General features: G+C 33.7%; 27 protein-coding genes, 2 pseudogenes and 1 other annotated feature. Of the genes and pseudogenes, 3 read left to right on the forward strand and 26 right to left on the reverse strand.

The window, feature by feature from the left end; all coding sequences use genetic code 11:
* Positions 1–18: 18 nt before the first annotated feature.
* Genes IGJ34_RS11940 through sfsA form a run of 3 tightly spaced genes read right to left on the reverse strand, consistent with a single transcriptional unit; the run spans position 19 to position 3,076 of the window.
* Positions 19–1,302 carry a DEAD/DEAH box helicase gene (locus IGJ34_RS11940; protein WP_206837945.1) on the reverse strand — a complete coding sequence of 428 codons (1,284 nt, stop codon included), beginning with the start codon at positions 1,300–1,302 and terminating at the stop codon, positions 19–21.
* Between the two features lie 26 nt (positions 1,303–1,328).
* Positions 1,329–2,330, reverse strand: a complete 1,002-nt coding sequence (locus IGJ34_RS11945; RefSeq protein WP_430597549.1) for a Gfo/Idh/MocA family protein — start codon at positions 2,328–2,330, stop codon at positions 1,329–1,331.
* Between the two features lie 8 nt (positions 2,331–2,338).
* Positions 2,339–3,076: a DNA/RNA nuclease SfsA gene (sfsA, locus tag IGJ34_RS11950; RefSeq protein ID WP_181429554.1), complete on the reverse strand. Its 738-nt coding sequence runs from the start codon at positions 3,074–3,076 to the stop codon at positions 2,339–2,341.
* Positions 3,077–3,293: 217 nt separating this feature from the next.
* On the opposite strand from sfsA, the gene IGJ34_RS11955 reads away from it, so the two are divergent.
* Positions 3,294–3,683, forward strand: coding sequence for a DUF4828 domain-containing protein (locus IGJ34_RS11955; RefSeq protein WP_069655315.1), 390 nt, complete (start codon positions 3,294–3,296; stop codon positions 3,681–3,683).
* A gap of 69 nt (positions 3,684–3,752) precedes the next feature.
* On the opposite strand, the gene hisE is transcribed toward IGJ34_RS11955, so the two are convergent.
* The 10 genes from hisE to IGJ34_RS12005 form a co-directional block, all read right to left on the reverse strand.
* The gene (hisE, locus tag IGJ34_RS11960) at positions 3,753–4,064 is read right to left on the reverse strand and encodes a phosphoribosyl-ATP diphosphatase (protein ID WP_069655314.1); all 312 of its coding nucleotides are present in this window, start codon (positions 4,062–4,064) and stop codon (positions 3,753–3,755) included.
* Positions 4,065–4,108: 44 nt separating this feature from the next.
* On the reverse strand, positions 4,109–4,414 hold the full coding sequence (gene hisI / locus IGJ34_RS11965) for a phosphoribosyl-AMP cyclohydrolase (RefSeq protein WP_069655313.1): 306 nt from the start codon (positions 4,412–4,414) through the stop codon (positions 4,109–4,111).
* A complete protein-coding gene (gene hisF / locus IGJ34_RS11970; RefSeq protein ID WP_069655312.1) occupies positions 4,411–5,166 on the reverse strand; it encodes an imidazole glycerol phosphate synthase subunit HisF in 756 nt (251 codons plus the stop codon). The genes hisI and hisF overlap by 4 nt, the downstream gene beginning before the upstream one ends.
* Positions 5,156–5,881: a 1-(5-phosphoribosyl)-5-[(5-phosphoribosylamino)methylideneamino]imidazole-4-carboxamide isomerase gene (hisA, locus tag IGJ34_RS11975; RefSeq protein WP_069655311.1), complete on the reverse strand. Its 726-nt coding sequence runs from the start codon at positions 5,879–5,881 to the stop codon at positions 5,156–5,158. The genes hisF and hisA overlap by 11 nt, the downstream gene beginning before the upstream one ends.
* Positions 5,859–6,485 (reverse strand): imidazole glycerol phosphate synthase subunit HisH, encoded by a 627-nt coding sequence (gene hisH / locus IGJ34_RS11980; protein ID WP_430597550.1) that lies wholly within the window; start codon positions 6,483–6,485, stop codon positions 5,859–5,861. The genes hisA and hisH overlap by 23 nt, the downstream gene beginning before the upstream one ends.
* Positions 6,486–7,070 (reverse strand): imidazoleglycerol-phosphate dehydratase HisB, encoded by a 585-nt coding sequence (gene hisB / locus IGJ34_RS11985; RefSeq protein WP_430597551.1) that lies wholly within the window; start codon positions 7,068–7,070, stop codon positions 6,486–6,488. It lies immediately after the preceding gene.
* A gap of 38 nt (positions 7,071–7,108) precedes the next feature.
* The gene (gene hisD, locus IGJ34_RS11990; RefSeq protein WP_206837935.1) at positions 7,109–8,389 is read right to left on the reverse strand and encodes a histidinol dehydrogenase; all 1,281 of its coding nucleotides are present in this window, start codon (positions 8,387–8,389) and stop codon (positions 7,109–7,111) included.
* On the reverse strand, positions 8,340–9,023 hold the full coding sequence (hisG, locus tag IGJ34_RS11995) for an ATP phosphoribosyltransferase (protein ID WP_069655429.1): 684 nt from the start codon (positions 9,021–9,023) through the stop codon (positions 8,340–8,342). The genes hisD and hisG overlap by 50 nt, the downstream gene beginning before the upstream one ends.
* Positions 9,024–9,025: 2 nt before the next feature.
* Positions 9,026–10,210, reverse strand: coding sequence for an ATP phosphoribosyltransferase regulatory subunit (hisZ, locus tag IGJ34_RS12000; RefSeq protein WP_206837932.1), 1,185 nt, complete (start codon positions 10,208–10,210; stop codon positions 9,026–9,028).
* 125 nt (positions 10,211–10,335) lie between these two features.
* Positions 10,336–10,605 (reverse strand) — a binding site (T-box leader).
* Positions 10,606–10,896: 291 nt separating this feature from the next.
* Complete coding sequence (locus IGJ34_RS12005) at positions 10,897–11,550, reverse strand: DUF4947 domain-containing protein (protein WP_206837929.1); 654 nt, start codon at positions 11,548–11,550, stop codon at positions 10,897–10,899.
* A gap of 552 nt (positions 11,551–12,102) precedes the next feature.
* Here IGJ34_RS12005 and IGJ34_RS12010 point away from each other — a divergent pair.
* Positions 12,103–12,849, forward strand: a complete 747-nt coding sequence (locus IGJ34_RS12010; RefSeq protein WP_206837927.1) for a TraX family protein — start codon at positions 12,103–12,105, stop codon at positions 12,847–12,849.
* Positions 12,850–13,045: 196 nt separating this feature from the next.
* On the opposite strand, the gene IGJ34_RS12015 is transcribed toward IGJ34_RS12010, so the two are convergent.
* From IGJ34_RS12015 to IGJ34_RS12035, 5 genes and pseudogenes are all read right to left on the reverse strand, one after another.
* On the reverse strand, positions 13,046–13,264 hold the full coding sequence (locus IGJ34_RS12015; protein WP_242596273.1) for a hypothetical protein: 219 nt from the start codon (positions 13,262–13,264) through the stop codon (positions 13,046–13,048).
* Positions 13,254–13,652 (reverse strand): VOC family protein, encoded by a 399-nt coding sequence (locus IGJ34_RS12020; RefSeq protein WP_206837924.1) that lies wholly within the window; start codon positions 13,650–13,652, stop codon positions 13,254–13,256. The genes IGJ34_RS12015 and IGJ34_RS12020 overlap by 11 nt, the downstream gene beginning before the upstream one ends.
* A 35-nt stretch (positions 13,653–13,687) precedes the next feature.
* Positions 13,688–14,083 (reverse strand): hypothetical protein, encoded by a 396-nt coding sequence (locus IGJ34_RS12025; RefSeq protein WP_206837921.1) that lies wholly within the window; start codon positions 14,081–14,083, stop codon positions 13,688–13,690.
* Positions 14,084–14,119: 36 nt separating this feature from the next.
* On the reverse strand, positions 14,120–15,307 hold the full coding sequence (locus tag IGJ34_RS12030; RefSeq protein WP_430597552.1) for a reverse transcriptase domain-containing protein: 1,188 nt from the start codon (positions 15,305–15,307) through the stop codon (positions 14,120–14,122).
* Positions 15,308–16,414: 1,107 nt separating this feature from the next.
* Positions 16,415–17,156 (reverse strand): annotated as a pseudogene (locus IGJ34_RS12035) (excinuclease ABC subunit A); the annotation flags it as partial.
* Positions 17,157–17,293: 137 nt separating this feature from the next.
* Between IGJ34_RS12035 and IGJ34_RS12040 the strand changes: the two are divergent.
* Positions 17,294–17,985: pseudogene (locus IGJ34_RS12040) on the forward strand (IS6 family transposase).
* 56 nt (positions 17,986–18,041) lie between these two features.
* Here IGJ34_RS12040 and IGJ34_RS12045 read toward each other — a convergent pair.
* The 8 genes from IGJ34_RS12045 to IGJ34_RS12080 all read right to left on the reverse strand — a co-directional run bounded on the left by IGJ34_RS12045 (position 18,042) and on the right by IGJ34_RS12080 (position 24,132).
* Positions 18,042–18,389 carry a hypothetical protein gene (locus IGJ34_RS12045; RefSeq protein ID WP_206837918.1) on the reverse strand — a complete coding sequence of 116 codons (348 nt, stop codon included), beginning with the start codon at positions 18,387–18,389 and terminating at the stop codon, positions 18,042–18,044.
* A 33-nt stretch (positions 18,390–18,422) separates the two neighbouring features.
* Entirely contained in the window at positions 18,423–20,057 is a 1,635-nt protein-coding gene (locus IGJ34_RS12050; protein WP_430598536.1) for a peptidase domain-containing ABC transporter, read from the reverse strand.
* 22 nt (positions 20,058–20,079) lie between these two features.
* The gene (locus IGJ34_RS12055) at positions 20,080–20,517 is read right to left on the reverse strand and encodes a cysteine peptidase family C39 domain-containing protein (protein ID WP_430598537.1); all 438 of its coding nucleotides are present in this window, start codon (positions 20,515–20,517) and stop codon (positions 20,080–20,082) included.
* Between the two features lie 156 nt (positions 20,518–20,673).
* Positions 20,674–20,844, reverse strand: a complete 171-nt coding sequence (locus tag IGJ34_RS12060) for a mersacidin family lantibiotic (protein ID WP_206837912.1) — start codon at positions 20,842–20,844, stop codon at positions 20,674–20,676.
* A gap of 17 nt (positions 20,845–20,861) precedes the next feature.
* The gene (locus IGJ34_RS12065; RefSeq protein ID WP_206837909.1) at positions 20,862–21,038 is read right to left on the reverse strand and encodes a mersacidin family lantibiotic; all 177 of its coding nucleotides are present in this window, start codon (positions 21,036–21,038) and stop codon (positions 20,862–20,864) included.
* A gap of 68 nt (positions 21,039–21,106) precedes the next feature.
* The gene (locus IGJ34_RS12070; RefSeq protein WP_430597553.1) at positions 21,107–22,087 is read right to left on the reverse strand and encodes a lanthionine synthetase LanC family protein; all 981 of its coding nucleotides are present in this window, start codon (positions 22,085–22,087) and stop codon (positions 21,107–21,109) included.
* Between the two features lie 105 nt (positions 22,088–22,192).
* The gene (locus IGJ34_RS12075; protein WP_430598538.1) at positions 22,193–22,915 is read right to left on the reverse strand and encodes a DUF4135 domain-containing protein; all 723 of its coding nucleotides are present in this window, start codon (positions 22,913–22,915) and stop codon (positions 22,193–22,195) included.
* Entirely contained in the window at positions 22,879–24,132 is a 1,254-nt protein-coding gene (locus tag IGJ34_RS12080; protein WP_430597554.1) for a DUF4135 domain-containing protein, read from the reverse strand. The genes IGJ34_RS12075 and IGJ34_RS12080 overlap by 37 nt, the downstream gene beginning before the upstream one ends.
* Positions 24,133–24,189 lie beyond the last annotated feature (57 nt).

The following is a 24,189-nucleotide window of genomic DNA, read 5'->3' on the forward strand; positions in this document are numbered from 1 at the left end:
GACGTCTTCACTTATCCTTTATAGTTCAGGTTTAGACGATTTTCGTCTAGCCCCTTTGTTTTTGGTATTTTTGGGACGGTTTTTAGGTTTTGCTATTTTTTTCGTTGGAAGTGATTTTGACGTTTGTTCTTTTTTTACGGTCACATTCGCAGAACTCGTTTTTTCTTCTGTTGAACTTTTTTCTTTTCTAGTCAGGTGGATTGCGCCGTCGTAAAGAAAGATTTCTTGGAAAGGGCGTTCTATTTTTTTCATCAATCGTTGATAATCTCTCTTAGTTGCATCATTGACAAAGGTAATAACAGCACCATCTGCACCCATTCTTCCTACGCGCCCTGCTCGGTGTATATAGCTCTCCTCGGATAGTGGAACTTCAGCGTTCACAACAAATGGAATCGCATTAAAGTCTAATCCTCTAGCCGCAAGATCTGTTGTTAAAAGCATGATTGCCCGCTCTTTAGCGAATTGATCGATTGCCAATTTACGCAAGGTTTTATTTTGATCAGAAGCAAGACCTGCTACTGTTAGTCCTTCATAAATCAATTTTTCTTCTACTGAACCTAAATCAGCCACTTGATTAAAGAAAACCATTGCTCGAAAATTAGGTGTATAAGCTAAACTTCTTAAATATTCGCTTTTCTTTCTTGGAGACAATGCCATAAAATAATGTTTCACTGTGCCACCAGATTGATCTTCATCTGTTACATCAATAATCATTAACTGATCCGTTAATTTCTGAGCTTCTTCTATGACTCGATCGGCAGTGGCTGAATAAAAGACTAATTGAAATTCTGTCGGTGCACTTGCTAGAATTTGCTTTGTTAAATTTAGTTCTTTTTCGTGAAATAGCTGATCCACTTCATCCATTACAACAGTCTTTAGCAAATGACTTTTGATTTTTTTCGTTTTGATCAACTCTAGCACACGTCCTGGTGTCCCAACTAAAATCTCAGGCTTCTTTTTTAATTTTTCAATTTGGCGGCCGACATTGGCTCCACCAATCAAGCTTTGTGTCTTTAATTGAAGCAAGCTTGCCCAATCACGAACAACTTGACTGATTTGAACCGCTAACTCTTGTGATGGTGCCAAAATCAATAACTGATTGCCTTGTTCTTTTTCTACATTTAAAAGCAATGGTAAAACATACGCTAAGGTTTTACCCGACCCTGTTGGGGAAATGCCCAAGACATTCTCTTTTTCCTTCAAAGGCTGAAAACTTTTTTGTTGAATCATTGATGGTTCGCTAAAACCAGAAGCTCGCCAATGTTCTTGCCAAGCTTCTGGTAAATTTTTGTTAAATGTCATAATAGTCCTTTCTTCGTTAACGCTAGTTATTTTGTGTCTGCATCAAAAACGATACCCGCACTTTTTCTTAAGGTTGTTACTACTTTGTTCACATTACGTGATAATTCCACCCATTCTTCATAACGTGCTCCTATAGTTGGATCATTGGGATTCTCAAGAACATCCGCGAAATCATTGGCTTCTTCGATCATTGGATTTTCTTCGGTTGTTAAAGAAATGATCTCGCGTTCTTGATGGTTTCGATCATGAAATTCTGCTTTAGAGATGGCATTTACACTGTCTAAAATCAATGTACCGCCTTCAAAATAAATTTCAGAATCTAGGAAAGAATCTGCATTTTTACCAGTCTGTAACGTTACATCAAACAAATCATATCTTAAGATTGCTGTACCTAGTCCATCTACATCTGTCGGGATTTTTCTTGCAAAATAATGGCTTTCATTCGGCATACCAAACCAACCAACAGCGGCATAAACCAAATAGACTCCAAGATCCGCCATTGCGCCTCCAGAAAAATGGGGTGAAAAGATATTTGGCTCTTGCCCGTTAAGTACTTGATCATAACGAGATGAATATTTCATATAAGTAAAGTTTGCACCGATAATTTGATTTTTCAATGGTAATAAGTCGCGAATTTTTTTGAAGCTTTTCTCATGGATATTACGAGCTGCTTCAAAAAAGAAGACGTTCTCTTGGTTTGCTAACTCAATGATTTCTGCCATCTCTTCAGGTGTTGAGAAGGCTGGCTTTTCGACAATGATATTTTTCCCTGCCAGAATCCCTTGTTTCGCTTGTTCAAAATGAAGAGAATTAGGGGAAGCGATATAAACCGTATCCATATGCGCAATACCAAAAAATGTTTTTAAATCTGTTGCGTATTCAACATCGCCGTACTCTTTACCAAATTTTTGAGCGGTTTCTAATTTACGTGAATAAACCGCTGTCAAATCATAGCGATTCGTTTCCAATGCTGCGTTGACAAATTGATGGCTAATCCAGTTTGTTCCAATAATACCTAAGTGAATCATCTTTACCCTCACCTTTCTGAATTTGGATCTTCAAACGTTGTTTTAACATCGAATGGTACTGGATGTTCTATTGCTATTGTATCAGGTGTGACACTGCAATTGTAAGCAATGACGCTTAATCCTTGTGTTTGCCCTGATAAAATCATTTCTGTTAAAGCTGGTTGCATATTTGTATGGATTGTCGCAGCTTCAACCTGTTCAAATTGGACTACAAACAATACATAGCTTTGATACCCTTCTTTCATGGCTTCGATCAATTCGGTCACATGCTTTAAGCCTCGAAGTGTTGGTGCATCAGGAAACGCACCAACTCCATGATTTTCTAAGGTCATGCCTTTCACCTCAACAAATGCTTGATTTCCAGTATCTGTCTCAACTAATAAATCAAATTTTGACTGAGCAAATCGTTTTTCTCTTTTTATGGAAACAATATCGCCTTTTAATCCAGGCAAAATAATCGTACCGTCTTGGATACCATCCGCTGCTAACGCGTTAGGAACTTGGCTATCGATATTAAACCAAGCTTTGTCTTTTTTGACAGCAATCAGATCATACGCTGTTTTTCTCTTAGGCGAAGGTTGGTACGACAGAGCAACCTCTACTTCTGGATGAAATAGTTCTTTGCAACGGCCGGTATTTTTTACGTGAACCGTTACCATTTCGCCAGTTTCCTGCAATCGACATTCTGCTATAAAACGATTTGGTCTATTCATAAAATGTGCTAAATGCACGTTCTGATATGCAATCATTGTAACACCCTTTCATCAAAACAATACCATATTTTGAATGAAAAAGCATCGTCAAACTTTTCATCCATTTTTTTGAATGTATAACGGAAATATTCATGAACAATTACCTTTTTTTTAATCATTGCGACTTCATTAAATTTTCTTTTAGGAGAAGATTTTCGAATAGTTTGTTTTTTAATTTCGTGCTATGATTGTTTTGGAGGAGAATGATAGTATGAAAAAAAATTGGTCATTATTTTTAGGCGCATCACTTATTACAGGGATTGCAGGTTCATTGTTCTTAAAAAAGAAACAAGAAAGACAGCGATCTGATTCAGATATTCCTAATTTATATAAAAGTTATTTAGGCAGTTGGTGGTTTGTCAATAAACAAAAAGCCACCCAACATACCTTGACGATCGAAGATGATTTACAGATCACGATTGATGGAAAAAAATTAAGCTACATGTTAGTTGAATTGACTAATAAACGCTTAGTTGCGCAAGATGAATACGGCTATCATTTGATCGTTCAGTGTTTAAAAGATAAGCCTGCATCATTATATGATGAAGCGGATGATGCTACTTATGTTTTAGAATCTACTGATTCTTTAGAACGTCCATAAAAAAGACGAGGTTGGGACGTAACTCATAGAGTTATGTCCCGGCCTGGTCTTTTTTAATACTCTGATCGTTTAAAGTTCATCGATTTGTTTGCGTTCCTTCGTCTTGCTCAATTTTCCTTCTCGTTTCTGTAGTTCATTTTTAATTGCTTCTAAAGAGACATCTTTTTCAGCAAGCAAGACTAACATATGATAAATCAAATCCGATGTTTCAGTAATCAATTCTTCTTGATTATTTTTAGCTGCAATGATCACTTCTGTCGTTTCTTCTCCGACTTTCTTTAGAATTTTATCCAATCCTTGATCGAACAAGTAATTTGTATAGGAGCCTTCTTTTGGTTCTTTTTTACGCGCTTGTATTTCTTCATAGAGTGTCTTGATCATACTTTTTACCTCCTTACTTTTATATGAAAGACTAACTTTTATAGTTAGATAATGACATTGAAAAAACAGCTATGTTCACCAGTGTGACAAGCGGGACCCTTTTGTTCCACAGTGATAAGCAGTGTATCTTTGTCGCAATCCATAACCAGACTTTTTACGTGTTGTGTATGGCCACTCGTTGCACCTTTATTCCATAATTGTTGACGTGAGCGTGAATAAAACCATGTGGTTCTAGTTTCAAGTGTTTTTTTATAGCTCTCTTCGTTCATATAAGCCAACATCAAGACCTCATTCGTTTTTTCTTCTATAATAATTGCAGGTAATAGACCTTTGTGAAAATCAGGTTTCATCTTCGCACCACCATCCCAACTTGTTTCAAGACTTCTTTCAATTCCGGAATCTTTACTTCCCCATAGTGAAAAATACTCGCAGCTAACGCTCCACTTGCTTTGGTTTGCTCAAATACGTCTATAATATCTTCTGCACTACCACAACCACCTGATGCAATCACTGGAACAGTGACAGCTTGGCAAATCGCTTGATTCAAGGCAAGATCATACCCGTTTTTTGTCCCATCTGCATCCATGCTTGTTAATAAAATTTCACCTGCACCTAAAGTCACCGCTCGCTTAGCCCATTGTATTGCATCTAATCCCGTATCTTCTCGACCACCTTTAGCAAAAACATGCCAGGAATCACCTTCTCGTTTGGCATCAATTGCGACAACGATACACTGAGAACCAAATTTTTCAGCTCCAGCCTGAATCAATTCCGGCTGTTGAATCGCTGCTGAATTAAGAGAAATTTTGTCAGCTCCTGCTTGTAGCATTTTTTTCATATCTGAAACGGTTCGGATTCCCCCGCCAACTGTTAAAGGGATAAACACTTCTGCTGCCGTTCGTTCTACTACGTCAATCATCGTATCACGATCGTCGCTAGTGGCAGTAATATCTAGAAAAACCAACTCATCTGCTCCCTGTTCATTATACGCCTTGGCAATAGCTACTGGATCTCCCACATCTTGAAGATCAATAAAATTGACTCCTTTGACTACTCGACCATTAGTTACGTCTAAGCATGGAATAATACGTTTAGTCAGCATTTTTTTCTACCTCCAACATATCCGCTAGCGAGATAGTGCCATTGTAAAAGGCCTTGCCGACAATGGTTCCATAAACGCCCAATTCGGCCAATTTTAACAGGTCTGCTTTTTTACTAACACCACCTGAAGCAATGATTTGTACATCAGGTACAGCTTGAGTCAACTTGGCGTAATCTTCAAACGTTGGTCCAGCAAGCGTTCCGTCTTTCGCAATATCTGTGTAGATAATCGTCTGCACTCCGATTCTTGCCATTTCTTCAGCCAGTTGTAGATAATCCGTTTCACTAACATCAAGCCAACCACTAATCGCAACTTTCCCATTCTTAGCATCAATACCAACAGCGATTTTATCCCCATATTTTATAACAGCTTTTTTAACTAACTCTGGATTTTGTAAGGCTGCTGAACCAATAATAATTCGATCAATTCCAAGTGAAACATAGGCATCAACTTGTTCCAGTGTACGGATTCCCCCGCCAACTTCTATCTTTAGCCCCGTTTCTTTTTTCATTTCCTCAATTAATGGGGCATTCGTTGCTTTCCCCATTAAAGCGCCATCTAAATCAACAATATGCATCATCTCAATCCCTGCTGCTTTAAATTCTTTTGCCTGCGCTACTGGATTGGGATGAACAACTGTTTTTTGTAAAAAGTCACCTTGTATCAATCGAACAGCTTTTCCTTCTCTAATATCAATCGCTGGTAAAACGAACATGATCTACCACCTCCTTAAATCCTCTTAAAATCCTCAAACCAACATCACTACTTTTTTCTGGATGAAACTGAGTCCCATAAATATTGCCACTTGAGATCATTGCAGGTATTTTAATGGAATACTGTACAAGAGCATCAATTTTATCTGGTTCACAATCTGCATAATAAGAATGAACAAAATAGACATACTGTTCATTCACCTCTTTTGTTAGCAAGTTTTCCTTTGTAGTAATCAATTGATTCCACCCCATGTGAGGAACAGGTGAATTGGGATCATCTGGAAGTTTTTCGCAAAGTCCTTCAATCAAGCCTAATCCTTCAGTAAAACCATTTTCCATACTTCCTTCTAAAAGCAACTGCATACCCAAGCAAACACCTAAAATAGGCATACCTTTTTGAGCAACATCTTGAATCACGCTGATTAACTCGCGCTGTTTTAATTCCTCCATTGCCAATGAAAAAGCGCCTACCCCAGGTAAAATCAGCCCATCTGCTTTTAGGATCTCATAAGGTTCTGCAGAGATTTTACTTTCCAAGCCAACGTACTCTAACGCTTTTTGAACATTCCGTGTATTTCCAGTGTCGTAATCAATGATAATAATCATCTACAGAATTCCTTTCGTGGAGTTGATTCCTTGAATCGACGGATTTTCCGTGATTGCTTCCCTCAAAGCTCGACCAGTTGCTTTAAATAATGCTTCTATTTTATGATGGGTATTTTTGCCATGTAAAATTTTTAAATGAAGTGTCATTTTAGTGTTAAAAGCCAATGCTTGGAAGAATTCTTCTGCTAATTCTGTATCAAAATCACCAAGTTTAGGATTAGCAAACGATGCATCAAATACTAAATATGAACGCCCACTTAAATCTAAAGAAGCCACACCTAAAGATTCATCCATCGGTACAAAGCTAGTCCCATAGCGATTGATTCCAGCTTTATCTCCTAGCGCCTCTCGAATACATTGGCCTAAAACGATCCCAACATCTTCTACCGTATGGTGACTATCTACATCTAAATCTCCTTCTACTTTCACTTCCAAAGATATTCGACTGTGACGAGCAAATAAAATCAGCATATGATCAAAAAATCCAACGCCTGTTTCGATCATAACTGGTTCTTGACTGTCTAAATCAAGTCTCAATTCAATTTTTGTTTCTGCAGTTTCTCTTGTTAAAGCGGCTGTTCTCATTCCTTTTCTCCCCCAGTTATAAAATCTATTTTATAAAATCACTCAAAGCGACATTCGACTGCTCTAGCATGTGCTTCTAGACCTTCTTTTCTCGCTAAAAGTGCAATGGCATCCTTAGCCTTTGCTAAAGCATCTTTTGTATAATAAGTGACTTGACTATATTTCACAAAATCATACACACCTAAAGGGGAATAAAATTTTGCTGTACCACTTGTTGGCAATACATGATTGGTTCCTGAAAAATAATCTCCTACTGGTTCTGATGCATACGCTCCTAAAAAAATCGATCCAGCATTTTTAATTTCATGTAAATAACTGATTGGGTCCGCCAGCTGGACTTCTAAATGCTCTGGTGCTATTTCATTCATAATCGTAAACATCGCCGATACAGTTGATACTACAATAATCAGACCATTATTTTTAATGGATTGTTCGGCGATTTCTTTTCGCGGTAGTGTTTCTAACTGTCGATCAATTTCTATTTCGACTTGTTCTGCAAGTTTGACTGAATCTGTCACTAGTATCGCTCGGGCAAGCGTATCATGTTCTGCCTGAGACAACAAATCGGCCGCAATATAAATGGGATTTGCTGTTTCATCTGCTACTATCCCAATCTCTGAAGGTCCTGCGATCATATCGATTCCTACAGTACCAAAAACTTGTTTTTTTGCAGTTGCTACATAGATGTTTCCTGGTCCAACTATTTTGTCCACTTTGGGAATTGTTTCTGTTCCATAAGCAAGGGCGGCTATACTTTGTGCTCCGCCGATTTGAAAAATTTTGTCTACTCCTGCAATTTTTGCCGCTGCTAAAATAACATCTGGAATTCCTTCTTTCGACGGCGGTGTGACCATAATGATTTCTTTAACCCCAGCAATTTTTGCTGGCAGTACATTCATTAAGACTGAGGATGGGTATGCCGCCGTTCCACCTGGAACATAGACTCCTACACGAGCTAGTGGCAATACTAATTGTCCACGTAACACTCCTGATTTTTCTGTATCCATAAAATCATATTGTTTTTGTTTTTGATGGTAACTGATAATATTCTCTTTGGCTGCTTCTAAAGCGGCAATCACCTCTTTTTCTACATTCTGATAGCCTAACTCTATAGTTTCTTTTGATAGAGATAACTCCTGCAGTTCCACTTGATCAAACTTCTTAGAATACGCTTTTAAAGCCTGGTCTCCGTTTTGAATCACTTGTTGAACGATTTGACGAACTTGTTCTTCTATTTGCTGATTGTCTTTTTGTATCATCTGGACATCTTCATTTAGTGCCCTTAAAATTTCTGTTGTTTCTCCCTTCAGCCATTTCATTTCTATCTCCTCCAATCACTGTTTCTAATTCATCAAACAATTGAAATATTGCTTGGCGTTTTCTTTTCAACATTGCTTTATTGACAATCAAGCGAGCAGAGACTGAACAGATATCTTCAAAAATTTCTAACCCATTTTCTTTTAATGTTGTACCTGTTTCAACGATATCAACAATTGCATCGGCCAATCCTAAAACGGGCGCAATTTCAACAGATCCTTCGATCTTGATTATTTCAACATCTTCCCCTTTTTTACGAAAATGTTCCGAGGCAACTGTGGGATATTTCGTTGCAATCCGTTTTCTTTTATAATCATCTGGTTGGTAGTTTTTTGTGGAAGCAACTGAAAATTTACAGACACCGATTTTTAAATCCAGCATCTCATAATAACCAAAGGGATGTTCCATAAGGACATCTTTGCCCACAATTCCAATATCAGCCACACCATGCCGTACGTAAGTCGTTACGTCAGCTGCTTTCACTAATAGAAACTTAAACCGTTGATCTGGGCTGGTGAAAATCAATTTACGTTGCTTGTCTTGCATAAAGGAGACATCGATTCCTGCCTGTTCAAATAGAGAAAGTGTCTTTTTTTCCAACCGCCCTTTTGTCAATGCAATAGTCAATTGTGTCAATTTCAATCACCAACCTTTATCTTACGTATAGTGTCTTGGGTTACTTCTATCACCTGGTGGTATCGCCATTTTTTTCCATAGCTTATCGCTTCTTCGACTGTTTCAAATAAAGATAATTGATAATCTGGATTCTCCTTCACTAACGCTTCGGCTTTTGACAAGAGGGCCAAAGAGCTGTGGACTAATGTTGTTGGCTGTTCCAAAGAAGCAAGATTATTGAGTTGATATTGTAAAGTAACCAACGTATCTAAATTAATTCCCAACCCAACAGCTGGAATGATCGAATGACCGAATTGTTCTGCCAAATGATCATACCGTCCACCTCTAAGAAAAATATCTGGCACCAAATCAGCATATCCACTAAATAAAACACCTGTGTAATAATCCATTAGTGCTACTAAGCCTAAATCTACCGTTAATGAGATTTTCGAGTGTAGTGATTTGATAATTTGCACAACTCTATCTAGTTCATCGATGACTTGTATGATTTTTGATGATTTTGGCAATAGTTCTCTTGCGATTGATAATACCTCGTGAGGTTCACCAAAGAGTTTAGGAATCGCACAAATAAACGCATCCAATTCACTTGGATAGAGCGCAACAAATTGGTTGAGATCAGTTAAACTTTTATTATTAAAATAAAGTTGAAGATTTGTTTTTGCTTGGTCATCCAACTTGAGGAATTGTACAATTAAACGAAAAATTTGAGCATGTCCCAATTCAAAATGAAAATTAGGAATTTTCAACTCTTCCAAAATTTCAACCGCACAAGTAATACATTCAACGTCGGCTTTTAAAGAGGTGTAGCCAATCAATTCAATTCCAACTTGTGTTACTTCATTTTGTTCTCCCAGCATAGCATCATTTGAGCGAAATATTTTTCCACTATATGATAATTTTAGCGGTGGTTGAATGCCCGTTGTGGCAATCACTCGACCGATTGGCATCGTCATATCAGGTCTTAATACTAGTAGCCGGCCCTGCTTGTCAAAAAAACGGTAAAACTCTTTTTCATTTTTTTCTTCACTGTAAAATACATCTTCAAACTCGATTACGGGTGTATCGATTCGTTGATAGCCTCTTTTTTTTACGATATCGTTGACTTGTTTTTCTAGTTGATACGCGCCATTAGCTTCCCGAAATAATTTATCTCTTGTTCCTGATGGTAAACTACGATTCCATTTCATTTAGTTCCCTCCTTGTTTTTAGATAATCACTATTAGCCTAACATTTTACATACAATCCAATTTCATATTTTTTCATCGAACAAGCCTATAAAAGTAAATACAAAAACGCCCCTTGGCAAATAAGCCAAGAGGACGAGAAAATTTTCACGTGGTCCCACCTCAGATTTACTTTTACTTCACAATAAAAGCCTCTGTTAGTTCGATAAACTAAGGAGTGATAACGGACTCTCCGATTTTTCCTACTGATTTAGGTAACAAATACTGTCATCCATAAATCTATTATTTCAGAAAAACAACTTACAGGCGTGTTCGATGATGATTTGTTATTTCCTTACAGCGAACGGAAACTCTCTAAAACAAATCACTTCACCTACTATTCTGATCATCGTTTTTTCATTTAATTATCATTTATTTTTAAACAATTTATCACGAAAATGAAATTTAGTCAATAGTTTTTGAAAAATTGATTGCTCTCTATTTTATTTTGGTTCTCTGACTAAAGTTATCACGACAGACGCACTTTATAATCCTCTCTTTCTTTTCCTCTACTAGTAGCCTCTATTTTCGGTGTAAGCAATTCAAAAAAGACTGAGACATAACTCTACGAGTTACATCCCAGCCTTATGGAATCCGAATAAATAGCGAAAACAAAAATAGCTCTTATTTCAACTACTCAACGAATCAATTTAAAGAGTGTCTATTTTACCGTTAAAATCAATATAGTCGGTCATCGGTGTAATAAACTGAACGCTATTTTCTGATAAGTAAACATTAGGTTTGCCTTGGTCTTCGTAGACTAATACTTCTAGTTCCATATTCATAGAAACTGCTAGCGATAAATCTTTTGTCGCAAACATAAACGCCTTTGCTTGTTCTTCACTTAATTTACCAAGATCAAATTGTTCTTTGATCAATTGCCACTCGCCCTCTTCAAGTCTGTCACGAATTGCGGCAGAATCCGTAATGATCTGACTCGGTTCGCCTAACTTACTGATTACTTGCTCTTTATTGTATTGTGAATAGTCTGGAACAAAAGCAGAGATATTACCATCACCTGATGACTGATAACTTACTTCTTCATCATCATCTTCTGGATTTGGTGTAAAAAACTGCTCATTTACCTCTGTTTTCTTTGCTGCTTTTTTCTCTGTTGCTTTTGTCTTACTGCCTTCAGTTGAACTTGTAGAAGTCTTTGTTTCTTTTGTCGTACTTTCAGTGAGAGCACTAGAAGTGCTTGTCTCTTTTGATGTATTAGTTGCCTTGGAATTAGCCTCTTTTTTCGTAGCACATCCGCCCATTAATACGATAAATACTCCACAAAGTAATAGTGTCTTTTTCATTTTACTCTCCTTTATTTAATATTAACCAACCATACTCAAGCTTATCATAACTTTAAAGTAAAGAAAATAGTGAAAAGGAGGGAATGACTTAAAAATAAATTCCTTTACCTTCTTCTCTTTTGTAAAAGTATTATTATATAGAGAAAAAACGACAATCTTCAAAAAATGCATGGGCAAACTGATGTGATTATCCTGCTGATGAATCTTTCTATCAAGATGCTGAACGTGAATTGCTAGAAGAAACTGAGATTCGTGTTGATTTGAGTACTATTCCAAGCCGTTTGACTGTCTCATTTGAAAAAGTTCGCGAAATGAAATAGGGAACGGAAGAAGACTATCTAACCATGCTTGCTCAAAATGAATTCATCCCTTACATTTACGCAAAATCGATTTTTGATTTTTACCGTAGCCAAAGTGAATTTCTCAATTAAATAATTATCTTACCTCATACTCTCAATTTTGTAAGGCTTTTGTTCGTTGATTCATAGGACTTGACGAGTTATTTTTTATATACTTTAAAAGTTAAAAATAACATTTACTTAGGAGAATGAAATGAACGGAAATCAATTAAAACTATTTATGATGAGCTTGATGTTATTAGATCATCTTATCCCACTATTACCACCACAATTTGCTACACCAATTCATATGGTCACGCGCTGTGTTGCTGTATTCTTCGCCTTTATGGCAGTCGAAGGGTTTCATTATACGAGAAGCCGAAAAAATTACCTACTTCGTCTTTATGGTTGGGCTGCAATCATGTTTACAGGAAATACGTTGATCAACTCACTGATTATCAAAGACCCAATGTATTTTTCTTACAATAATATTTTTCTGACATTAGCTGTAGGTGTCACTATTTTATCCTTGATTGATTTCGCAAAACATGAAAAAAAAACTGTCTTTAAAATCATAACTACTATCCTAACAATCATTTTAACATTAGCTGTTTGTCTAGGCTTGATTCCAGCAGAAGGCGGATTTGTCATCATTCCTTTTATGTTGCTTAGTTATTTCTTCAGGAATAATGCAAAAAAAAGAGACATTTCCTATATGATTTTTGCTATTCCTTTATTCATAATGCCTCTTCTTGGATTGCCCAACTATTCTTTTGAGATGATTAAAGAGCAGATTGGAGGTAACCCTGACTTTTTATTTATTTTAGTGATTCCTTTTATTCATCTATATAATGGGAAGAAAGGGAACAGCAATCCAGCTTTTAAATATTTATTTTATATCTTTTATTCAGTACATTTGTGGATTATCACATTGGTTAACTTTTATCTACATCAAGGGTGATTCAAAAACGTCGTTTTAAGACTTTCATCTTAAAGCGACGTTTTTACATCCATTCATAAATACTTTATTTGTACTTTTTTCGGTATTTTTTTAATACTAATGCGTATGATTTTTATGAGAACACAACTAACTGATCTTCTGTAAAAGATGAATTTTCTAATAGATAAGAATTCCAGTGTGTTTTATTCGCATAATATCATGGAGCTACATCTGGGTATTGCTCTCGTAACACTTCATTTTCTTTTGGATAACCTTTGACCGTCATCACCCAATCACCTGCTTTATTGGTTCCGAGCATACAAAAACATTTCTTCTCGATCCCAAAGTAATCACAATTCCAATCTTCCCGGTAATCAACTGAAGTACCCGGCCATGTTTTAGCGATCTCTTTTAAGTACTGAATTTTATTTTTCATTGGTTTCTCCCAATTGATTATTACAAAATAAGCTCAACAAGTTTCCATCTGGATCTTTGATAATCGCGTAATACTGACCCCAAATTGCTTGCCATGGTTCCTTAAAAATTTCATAACCAGAACGTTTCATTTTTCCACATAGCTGATCGATCTCGCTAGGAGAATCACAAAGAAAAGCCAATTCTATTTTATCCCCTTCACTTTTTGGTAGGTATCCATAGATCCCTTCAATCATGTTTTTAGTATTTAAGGATATTCGCATGCCATCATTGTTCAATTCTACGTAATCTGCATCTTTTTCGCCTACAACCTCAAAACCTAAATGTTCGTAAAATAAAATCGCTTGTTCCATTGATTCTACAATAATCCCAACCATATCTAATTTCATACTACTAACCTCCATTCTTTTCCTTCATTCCTGAACTATATTTTCACTTCTTTTGCCCTATATCTTAACTCTGATACGTATAAATTCGTTGTATTAGCATAAATAACTTTTCCCAATATGACGATTCTAACAAATTGAGACAGTACAATTTTCCACTCAAAATCAACTATCAAATAGATAAGATTAATGATTGCAATAACCATTAACACTTTTGTTAAATGATAGCCCCAAATACTTCCTCTGATTAAAAGCACACCCACAACAACGGAAAAAATGACACTCATCAAACTTATCCACATTAGCATTCCAAACATAGAAAAAATAAAATGAATACCAAATTCCATAGCTACTCTGAACAGACCAACTAAACCAAGCAATGGAACAACTACTAAAAACCAACCCAATCCCTTCCAAATCCATGGTACTTTCATTTTACCTCTCCTTTATTATACAGTTGCTTGTTTATTTTAAAGATTCTCAAGGAAATAATCAATAGTCCTTTTATCTACCAAAGCGCAATTTATCTTGTCCAAGCTAGCGATATTTTCTAATCTTTCTTTAATAATAGTTATCTTCTTATTCATTGGTTTACGGTGCTTTGCAAATCCAACGGGAAGGATAGGTCTATTATTTAAATACCTCACCATTTTAGACGATAGGTAGGGAAGGATATTTCTATCGGTCCCTTTATACTTTCCGTTTTTACTAAGTCCATACTTAGACAATCTATTATTCATAGCTAGTTTCAATTCATAATTAATTCTATTTAGGTCAAGATTAACCATGGTTGCTATTCGATAATAATTGTGTATGCCCACTACTTTACTGTTATAAATGGCAATATTTCTAATTGCCGTATCACTATTAGGTGACTTTTGAATAACCTTTATTTGTTCTTTGAGCTGATTCTTTATATTTTTTTTCGCCTTTTTACTTACATGAGAGCGCATAATATAAGACTTTCTTTTTGGTTTCATGGTGAGTTCAAATCCTAGAAATTCACTTCTTTGTTTTTTAAGATTCGTTATGTGCGATTTTTCCTCTGATATCGGGAGTTTTAGCCGTTCTTTCAACCATAGTTTAACAGCTATAAAGATTTTTTGTGCTTCCTTTCTAGTTCTACAGAATATTTTGAAATTATCTGCATAACGAATGAGATACATTTCTTTTAAATTCGTACTACTTCTCAACTTTTTATAGTAATTTCCTCTGTATAGTGTTCCATTATTCCTAAAGTATGCTTTGTATTCTTTTGCCGTTCTCGTTTCCCATTGTTTTGCAACCCACCAATCAAATTCGTTTAAACAAACGTTTGCTAACAAAGGGGACAGTATACCACCTTGAGATGTGCCTTTATTCGGGATAACTGTTGTACTATTAGGAAATCGAATAGGTGCTTTTAAGATTCTCCTTATAATTACTAATAATTGTTTATCACGAATCCCCAATGTCCATAATTGCCGCATTAGCTTTGTATGGTTTACTTCATCGAAAAATCCTTTGATATCAACGTCTACAACATATTGTAAATGTGCCAAGGTTATTTTTTGATGACATGCCGCAATGGCATGTTCTGTGAAACGATTAGGGCGAAAACCATAGTTATGTTTGTAAAACTTGGCTTCGATAAGGGTTCTAAAACTTGAAGAATACATTGCTGAATAATCCTATCCCATATAGAAGGAATCCCTAAAGGTCTGATTTTACCATTGGATTTTGGGATATTTACTCGTTTTACTAGTCTAGGTTTATAGTATGAAAACTTTTTTTTAATTATTTTTAGAAATGTAGAAGTTGGAAGAACTTCGATATCTGAAATGGTCTTACCGTCAACGCCCGCTGTTTTGCTTCCTGTATTACGTTTAATATTTCTATATGCTAAAAGAATATTATTTTCACACAGAATATAGCACATCAAATTTTTAAATATGTGATTTTCAGAACTCGTTTTATAAAGTTTGTCCATGGAACTTGTTGTATCATAGTACTCAGCGTATCTCAAAGAACTATTTTTGGTTATGTTCTGTGTCATGGTTTAACCACCAGCCTTTTATTAATATATTGGTAATCTTTTTTTTATCCTACAAGAATCCATGCTTTGATTAAGTTTTGCTATTTAATTTTATAAAATGACTTGTGGCTGTTCCTCCCGTTTCATTACAAAATTTTCACAGGTCGTGCCACTACTTTCACCATTGTAAAGAAAAGTTATGATTTCTTTTTCAACGCTTCAAAAGGTGTGTTTCCTTCCACGTCAATGGTTTCCAACGTTCCCTTAAACTTATCTGTCCATATTAGGTTAGGTGCTTACTTTACTCCTGCATTTTCTATACTGCCTGTAACAGTATCAGGATTTTCATAGGGGAAATTTTTACTCATCCTTGAAATGCATCAACACGCGGGTTGACTTCATCATTTATAATGATTCTCCTTTAAGGAGCGTACATTCGCAAGTTCGTCAGTCTTTTAGACATTCTCACCATACTAACTTTATAGAATCCCGACCTATTAATTACAACCACAGAAAGCGGTATTTCGGTTATCAAGAATCTGATACTACGGTAATTGTCAGTCGACTTCACCGAGCTTCATACAATATGATACTACACAAAATCACATTGCATGTCGGAGTATTAGGCTAGACGCTTCAGGTTGTTAATCCGTCATTTCATCTATCAGTTTAAGAGTTCACACTCTTATTGAGTATTCATCGATACTCTTCAAAGCGTGCGTAACCTTTTCAGTTACGAACGTTTCGCACTCCCCCAGGCATGCGCATACAGCTGCAACCCTAATACGCCAAACTCTCTTTTTAACCGGTAGGGATCAGCTTCAGTTATTTCCTTTATGGTCCTGATACCTAACCAATTGAGTCTCTTAACAGTGCGATTTCCGATACCACAAAACTCAGTCATTGGGTGGATACTCCATACTTTTTCTTCTACATCCTCATAACGCCATTCAGCGATAAAATCCTTGCTATGCTTTGCTCCATTATCCAGGGCTAACTTGGCCAATAAGGGATTGGAACCAATACCCACAGTCACATAGATTCCCGTTTGCTCTTTCACCTTCAGTTGGATTTTCTTTGCCATTTCATAGGCATTTTTGCAGTCAAATAGCATTAAAGAATCGGTTACGTCTAAAAATGATTCATCCACGCTAAAAATAGAGTGATCTTCATCCGCAACAAATGATTTGTAAATTTGATTAATTTCAATATTCTTTTTCATATAGAGTGTCATACGTGGTGGTACGATCAGTAAATCTTTATGATACGGAACTTCATTTGATCGAGTGGCATTCGTTATGCCTAAAACTTTTTTTTGCTAAGGGGGAAGCAGCTAATACTAAACCACCTGCATTCTCTGCACCACTCATAACAATCAACATCGTTTTCAACGGGTGCAGTCCACGTTCAACACATTCAACACTACTATAAAATGATTTACAGTCGATATATAAGATATCTCTATTAGGTTCTTTGTCGTAATCAAATTTCATAAACCTCACCTTTTCTAAAAGAATTATCTACTCATAGTATACGAACTTGAGTTCCCTTTGTCTAGTAGCATGAGATATTATTCTTATAGACAAGAAAAGCCACATGTTGTAAATCACATGAAGCTTTAATCAATTCTATTCCACTTAAAGGCAAACAATACGGTTACCGAATTATTATTGAGGCCATCGGCCTTTATTATCATTTTTCTTTGAGCTATCGAGACTGTGCAAAACTGATGAGAAAGTTCAGCATTGGTATGGATCACACCACTATTTATCGCTGGGTAAAGTAATATGGAAAAGTTCTCTATCATTTGTGGAAAAAGCGAAATGAAAAAGGAAATGTGAACAAATCATGGCGGATCGATGAAACGTATTTAAAAGTTAAAGGGAAAAATCGGTATCTCTATCGAGTTATTGATTCCAAAGGGATTACACTAGATATGTGGCTAAGGAATCATCGAGATACTATTTCCACCAAAGCATTTATGACGCGTCTCATTCGTGATTATGGTCAACCAAAATCCATTGTGACAGACAAACATGCACCTTCTTTAAAACTATAAAAGAGCTGAAAGAGGATGGGATTCTCACACCAGCAGTCAATCACTGGAAATCCAAGTATCTTAATAATATCTTGGAACAAGATCACCGACAGGTGAAGTCAAGGCTTTCCTACGGGAATAATTTCCAATCCACTTACACTGAAGCGGCAGCAATCAAAGGAATTGAAGTTGTTTCTGCATTATATAAAGAAAGTCGAAGAGATATATCGCTCTTCGACTTTTCGCCATGGGATGAAATTGAAAACTTGCTTCAGACAGCATGAGAAATCACTTGAAAATTGGAGTAGTTTGATATTTTTTAGAACTTTGCAACACAACCCTATTCATTGGATTTTGATCTTTTTAATTGAAATATACCCGAAATCAATAATGCAATACTAAAAATTCCCAAGTACCATCCACTAATATTTACTATTTTTATTTCTTTTATGGTGAAATAATTTCCTAAAAAAAAGAGACCTATAGAAAATAAAATCAAAAATACGGATATTATTTTTCTCTTCTTTAGTGGAAGAAAAGTAATAAACTTTTGTAAACTTGTTAAAAAAAATGCTCCCCATACTAATGAAAAATCTAAATAATAACTATTCTTATTAAAAGCAGTTTCAAAAATAAGTAATAGTAAACTTATAACTGTTAATAATCCATATATATATTTTTTTTTCAAAGCAATTATTCCTCCTACATTAATTATAAAAATTTATTTTTTTAAAATTAATTTTTTGTATATATCGTTCTTTAACAATAACTCACTATGAGATCCCATATCTTCAATTGTACCATTATTCATTAAAATTACTTTATCAAATTTGTTAATATTGCTTAATCTGTGTGCTACAACAACTACAGTTGTTTTATTTTTAAAGATACTATCCATAATAACATTTTCAGAAATATTATCCAAAAAACTTGTTGGTTCATCAAATACCATAATGCGAGGGTTCCCAATCATTGCTCTACAAATTGCTATACGTTGCTTTTGTCCTCCTGAAAAGTTTTGTCCATTCTCTGAAATAAGAGTATTCAGGCCAGAAGGATACTTTTCAATTAATTCAAGTAAATTGATTTTATTTGCTGTTTTCAAAATTTCTTCGTCAGTGAATTTTCTACCCATGAGGATATTATCTCTTATAGAACCACTAAATATATCCGAATCTTGCATTACAATTCCTAGTTGTTTCCTATATGAGTGCTTTAAGTATTCCTTTAAATTTTTATTGGATACCTCTATTTCTCCAGAGTTTGGAAGGTACAAACCTGTTAATAACTTAATTAAAGTACTTTTTCCAGATCCACTAGGACCTACTATTGCAATTTTTTCACCATCAGAAATCTCTAAATTTATATCATTCAAAATATTTTTAGATAGTAAATCATACTTAAAAGAAACATTCTTTATGGAAATATTTCCTTTCTCTAATAAAAACATATCTTTTAAGTTTAGGCTATCTTCTTCATCAGAATCAAGAATATCAATTAATTTACTTAGGTACACTTTTACTAATAATATTTCTGTATATGAAGAAGATAATGATGCTAACGGTGACAAAAATCCTGCACCCAAACTACTGAAAGCAATAATTGTTCCTAAAGATAAATCTTCATTTTGAAATAAATAAAGTCCACTTACTATAATAAGTAACGGATATAAAATTTGCAATGTCAGAGGAACCGTTGATATAAACGCCGCATATCTCCCCTTTTGACGTTCAAAAAAAATACTTTTTTTAATTTTATTATCCCAATTCATAAACATTTTTTCTTCGGCACTTACAGATTTAATCGTTGATATACTACTAATTATTTCTGAAACAACGTTTTGACTATCAGAAACAGAAATGATTTGATTCTGACTTACTTTATAAATCATTTTACTACTGATAAAAGACGAGAAAACAATCATACTTGCTATAATTAATGTCAATATTGTTAGCTTAGGAGAATAGTATAACATTAATAAAATATAGAATAGAGTAAAAATAAAATCTATTCCCACAGAAATTATTTTATCACTTATTATATTCTTAATAAATGAATTTGAATTCACACGAAAAATCAATTCACCACTACTTCTATTTACAAAAAATTTTAATGGTAGAGCCAAAATTCTCACTATTGTTTCACTTGTTAAATCATAATCAAAAGCTATTTGCAATTTAGTAATAATCAATCTTCTTAAAGCATTAATTGAATAAAAAGCGATAGTAAATGATAGCAATACAGTAACTAATTGATTAATTGATAGTTTATTATTATCATCTATAATTGATCGCATTGAAATAGGTATAACTGTAGCAATCAACTGTGACAAAAAAGTAATAAAAAAAGTACTTATTAACGCTTTTCTATTTTTTTTATTATGCTAATAATTTTTTCGTTTTTTCGTTTTTTTCATTTCTCTTCTTTTTTTTTTCATCTGTAAATAATACAACATTAGAAAAAATATCTAAGAACTCCGTATACTTATATTTTACTCTACCAAAAGCAGGGTCTATTATCATAATACTATTTCTATGTACTTTTTCTACAATAACGAAATGACTGGTTTTAACATATGCAATGAATGGTGCTGGTAAAATATTTAATACTTTATCATCTTTTACTCGAACTACCTTAGAATCTATATTATAATCTTTAATTATCAAATTTATCTGATATAGATTTAGTCCTCCTACAGGAACACCATATTTAGAGCGAAGTGCTACTAATGATACATCTTTTTTAAAATAACTAATAAACATTGCTGCTACAGCTAAACCGCACTCACTATGCTCCATCTGCTGAATTACACTCATTTTTTTCAAATTATCATAACACTCCCTATAATAGAGGTCGAAATTAATTTTTTATGAATATTATAACTCAATAATATTAGCTAATAAATAAGTCTAAGCGTAAGAATTAAAAGTTATTCTTAACGCTTAAACGCATTATTATTGTAATTTAAAAAATTAGTTGTAACCACTATTTACTAATTCAGTTAACCAATCCGAAACTTGAATACCACCCGTAATCCAAAACCAAGTCCCAGCTGCACCTTGAGTTAATTCCATCTCTTCATCAGAAAGTTCTTCAAAAGCATAACCAATTAGTTCCTCATTTGTACTTTCTCTTTTATTCATACTAAACACATCCTTTTCTATTCTACTTCTACAGGTTTACAAAACGCTAAACTAATTGCTATTCCAGCAGTAAAAAATGGTGTACCTGCACTTGTTCGAGACTGCATCTCTACCGATTCCCCACCTTGAAGAAGATTCATCTCTTCTTCTGATAATTCTTCAAACGCCTTACCAATAAGATTCTGTTCTAACATTATAATCACTCCTTTCAAAAAAAATATATATAAAATCCCTATAGGATTTTACTACCCTAATTTAATTTTCAATATATAGACAATGTAAGTAAGTTATCTGTATCATTAGAAAGAATCTTAATTAAACTAATCCCAATACCAGCATAACCTGTAAAAATACCTTTTGTAGATATGCTTGGAACTCTTTCAATATTGTACTCCTGATTAATCAATCTGTTCACTGCAATAAAAGAAATTATACTATCTATTTTATCAAATGAATTTTCAATTTTTAAATTTGAAATTATATCATAATTATAAATAAAACCAGCCAATCCATGACATAAACTATCATCTAATGTCGTAAATGCATTCTTTATATTAATTTTATCCTTAATAGTTTCTATCTGTTCTGCAATAACATTACTATCGATAATGTCTTTTATAAGAACTCTTGCTTGGAGCATACCCATTGATCCTGCACACCAATACGAACACTTGTTAAGATCAGTAGATGTAATTTCTTTCTCAAGTAGTTCAATAATGCTATCTTTTATGTCATCTGCTGGAAATAATTTATAATAATACGACATAGCTAAAGATACTCCAGAGTATCCATGAGCAAAACCTATAAAAATTTCATCTTTATTTCTATTTTTTATTAAAGCTAATAGCTTCGAAAAAATACGATGAATTATTGGGATATAATCGCTATCTCCAGTTATATTTAAACATTCTATTGATAATTTTAGAATACTACTCAAACCATCAATCCAATCAATCTTAGCATTTTTTGAAAACCCTTGTTTATCTAATCGAGTAAACGTTTTTTTTATAAAACAATAATTAGAATTGGTTCCCATTATATAGTCTTCAAGAAGTAACGGGTAGATTGGAGAAAGAGCTCCTGTATATGCAGACTCATACTCATTATAGTATTCGGATATTCTTTTTGCAGTATCTATGCAATTACGGTATTCGCTATAGTAATTAGAATCTTTTGTTATTTTGTATAGTTTAAGATAGAACAAGCCAATGCCAGACAATCCTCCATAAATATCAGAATTCATTGGTCCTATACTATGTTGCCCACTCGAATTAATCTGTACTGTTCTCCAAGTCACTTCATTTTTATATCTATCAAATAAAACATACTTAGAATCATAAAGTTTTGACTATATGTCATAAACTATAGTCATTGGATTACAATATAAATTAGAAAAATCATTTTCTTTCTCTTTACCTAACAATTGTAAATTAACTATTAGCAAATCTACTTGTTCTTCTATAGATTCTTTATTAAGATTCTTTATTTTTTCAGTTACAATTTCATAACCAGATCGTTTAAAAAAATTTTCTATTATTTTACCTCTACTATCAATAATATTTTGGGAATCAACAAAAGTATAAAATATAGGAATATCGTTATACAAAATATCATCTAGTTCACTTTTCACTATGCGCTGATCTTCATGAGGATATGCCCAAATATTTTCAAAAAGTTTTTCTCTATCTCTCATTTCAGAACAGTAATTAGGATGTGAAGAAAATTCCAACAGCTCTCCATAAGTTTGTGTCGATTTAAGAACACATCGTATTTTCATCTCTTTAAAAAATGATATTTGCTCAAGCAATAATGACTTTTTTTTATAAAATGATAAAAGCATCTTTCTTAAACCAAAAATTACTTGTATTCTATACCTAAAAGGATCACAATTAATTCCCTTAAGATGAGGAATATTTTTTGCCTGTTTTATTTCAAAGAAATCATATTCATATTTAAAATCTATTGAATTTAAATTTTTAGGCTGTAGAACTTTTTTATTATATTGCTGTTTATCTCCTGAGAAAGCAGAGATATCTAAGTTTGAACACCATTTGTATACTGAGGAAACAATGCAGAACTCAAAACAGAGTCAAACATAAGCTCTCTTTGTACTAACTCCTCTATTCCTCCTTCCACTTTAATTTTAGGAGGATTTTGAAAAAAAGTTTCTCCGTCAACTATTACTGGAAACTGTCCGTTAGCAATTATATTTTCATAATGAAAATCAGTACCAGAAAGAATATATGATATGGCAGAGAGATACCCAAAACGTTCATAGAAATCAGCTACTTCTTTTTCATTATTACATTCTTCAACTTCTATCCATTCTTGGAACGCATATTCTTTCTCATAAACACCCCGGGGAAATTTAATCTCCAATAAATTCATATCTGTGTTTACCCAACGTATAAAGTTCTCAAATTTTTTGCATACATCTAAATTTTTAGGTTTAAAAACTATTTTTTTACTATCTATTGTCAAAATTACTACGCTTTTCCCTTTTTCATGAGAATCCCCTGCAGAAAAATTCAATTTCTCAATATTTATTTTTTCTATATTGAGTAATTTCTTAATTTCATTTTTAGAATTTTCGATTGCAGATAACATGAATTCAAAATTATTTACAAAGTATTCTGTTCTCATACAAAGTAATTTAGTACAAACAGCATATTTTCTATAAAAATCTAAAAAATTTTTTTCTGATTCAAAATAAATATTTAAACATTCTATCAATTGCTCTTTCGAATCTTTAGTTTTGAAATTATGTTTTTTTCTAAAATTGTTAATCTCAATTATCATAACTTTCCCAACGATAGATAATAAACTTAAATTAAACATATCTACCATATTTTTTCTTTCATATACTGGAATATTTATATCAGGAAATTTATTTAATATAGAGTCTATTTTTTTTGATACATACTGTAAAAATGGTGCATACGAAATTGAAATTTTATTTTCAGTACATAATCTTAAATCTTTAATATCAAAGTTAGACATTACTTCCAAAAACATATTTACCCAATCTTGTTTTCTTATACTATTTATTTTTTCCTTTTTTAAAGGAGACACTCCATAACTAAATTGATCAAGAGAATACCCTAAATTATCTAATTCATAGTTAAAGATCTTTTTATTAATTAAACTTTTTTTTCCTTTCCATTCTTCAAGATATGAATAATCAATTGATTCATAGTTTTGATAACAATTAATCTTATCTTCAATGGTTGTAGTTTTTTTTATAATATTAAAAATATACTCTTCATTTGAATAAACATTGTTCTTCAAATCAAATTCACATCCTTTTATAACTTGACGTTATCATTTTTTAATTCAAAGTCAACT

This window comes from Enterococcus sp. AZ177 (assembly GCF_050544585.1).
Classification (GTDB): domain Bacteria; phylum Bacillota; class Bacilli; order Lactobacillales; family Enterococcaceae; genus Enterococcus_L; species Enterococcus_L plantarum.

Coding starts and splice junctions, on each gene's coding strand:
- IGJ34_RS11940 (WP_206837945.1), bottom strand. CDS start 1,302: ATGACATTTAACAAAAATTTACCAGAAGCTTGGCAAGAACATTGGCGA.
- IGJ34_RS11945 (WP_430597549.1), bottom strand. CDS start 2,330: ATGATTCACTTAGGTATTATTGGAACAAACTGGATTAGCCATCAATTT.
- IGJ34_RS11955 (WP_069655315.1), top strand. CDS start 3,294: ATGAAAAAAAATTGGTCATTATTTTTAGGCGCATCACTTATTACAGGG.
- hisE (WP_069655314.1), bottom strand. CDS start 4,064: ATGATCAAGACACTCTATGAAGAAATACAAGCGCGTAAAAAAGAACCA.
- hisI (WP_069655313.1), bottom strand. CDS start 4,414: ATGAAACCTGATTTTCACAAAGGTCTATTACCTGCAATTATTATAGAA.
- hisF (WP_069655312.1), bottom strand. CDS start 5,166: ATGCTGACTAAACGTATTATTCCATGCTTAGACGTAACTAATGGTCGA.
- hisA (WP_069655311.1), bottom strand. CDS start 5,881: ATGTTCGTTTTACCAGCGATTGATATTAGAGAAGGAAAAGCTGTTCGA.
- hisH (WP_430597550.1), bottom strand. CDS start 6,485: ATGATTATTATCATTGATTACGACACTGGAAATACACGGAATGTTCAA.
- hisB (WP_430597551.1), bottom strand. CDS start 7,070: ATGAGAACAGCCGCTTTAACAAGAGAAACTGCAGAAACAAAAATTGAA.
- hisD (WP_206837935.1), bottom strand. CDS start 8,389: ATGAAATGGCTGAAGGGAGAAACAACAGAAATTTTAAGGGCACTAAAT.
- hisZ (WP_206837932.1), bottom strand. CDS start 10,210: ATGAAATGGAATCGTAGTTTACCATCAGGAACAAGAGATAAATTATTT.
- IGJ34_RS12005 (WP_206837929.1), bottom strand. CDS start 11,550: ATGAAAAAGACACTATTACTTTGTGGAGTATTTATCGTATTAATGGGC.
- IGJ34_RS12010 (WP_206837927.1), top strand. CDS start 12,103: ATGAACGGAAATCAATTAAAACTATTTATGATGAGCTTGATGTTATTA.
- IGJ34_RS12015 (WP_242596273.1), bottom strand. CDS start 13,264: ATGAAAAATAAAATTCAGTACTTAAAAGAGATCGCTAAAACATGGCCG.
- IGJ34_RS12020 (WP_206837924.1), bottom strand. CDS start 13,652: ATGAAATTAGATATGGTTGGGATTATTGTAGAATCAATGGAACAAGCG.
- IGJ34_RS12025 (WP_206837921.1), bottom strand. CDS start 14,083: ATGAAAGTACCATGGATTTGGAAGGGATTGGGTTGGTTTTTAGTAGTT.
- IGJ34_RS12030 (WP_430597552.1), bottom strand. CDS start 15,307: ATGTATTCTTCAAGTTTTAGAACCCTTATCGAAGCCAAGTTTTACAAA.
- IGJ34_RS12055 (WP_430598537.1), bottom strand. CDS start 20,517: ATGAGTGTAATTCAGCAGATGGAGCATAGTGAGTGCGGTTTAGCTGTA.
- IGJ34_RS12060 (WP_206837912.1), bottom strand. CDS start 20,844: ATGAATAAAAGAGAAAGTACAAATGAGGAACTAATTGGTTATGCTTTT.
- IGJ34_RS12065 (WP_206837909.1), bottom strand. CDS start 21,038: ATGTTAGAACAGAATCTTATTGGTAAGGCGTTTGAAGAATTATCAGAA.
- IGJ34_RS12070 (WP_430597553.1), bottom strand. CDS start 22,087: ATGAATTCTGATATTTATGGAGGATTGTCTGGCATTGGCTTGTTCTAT.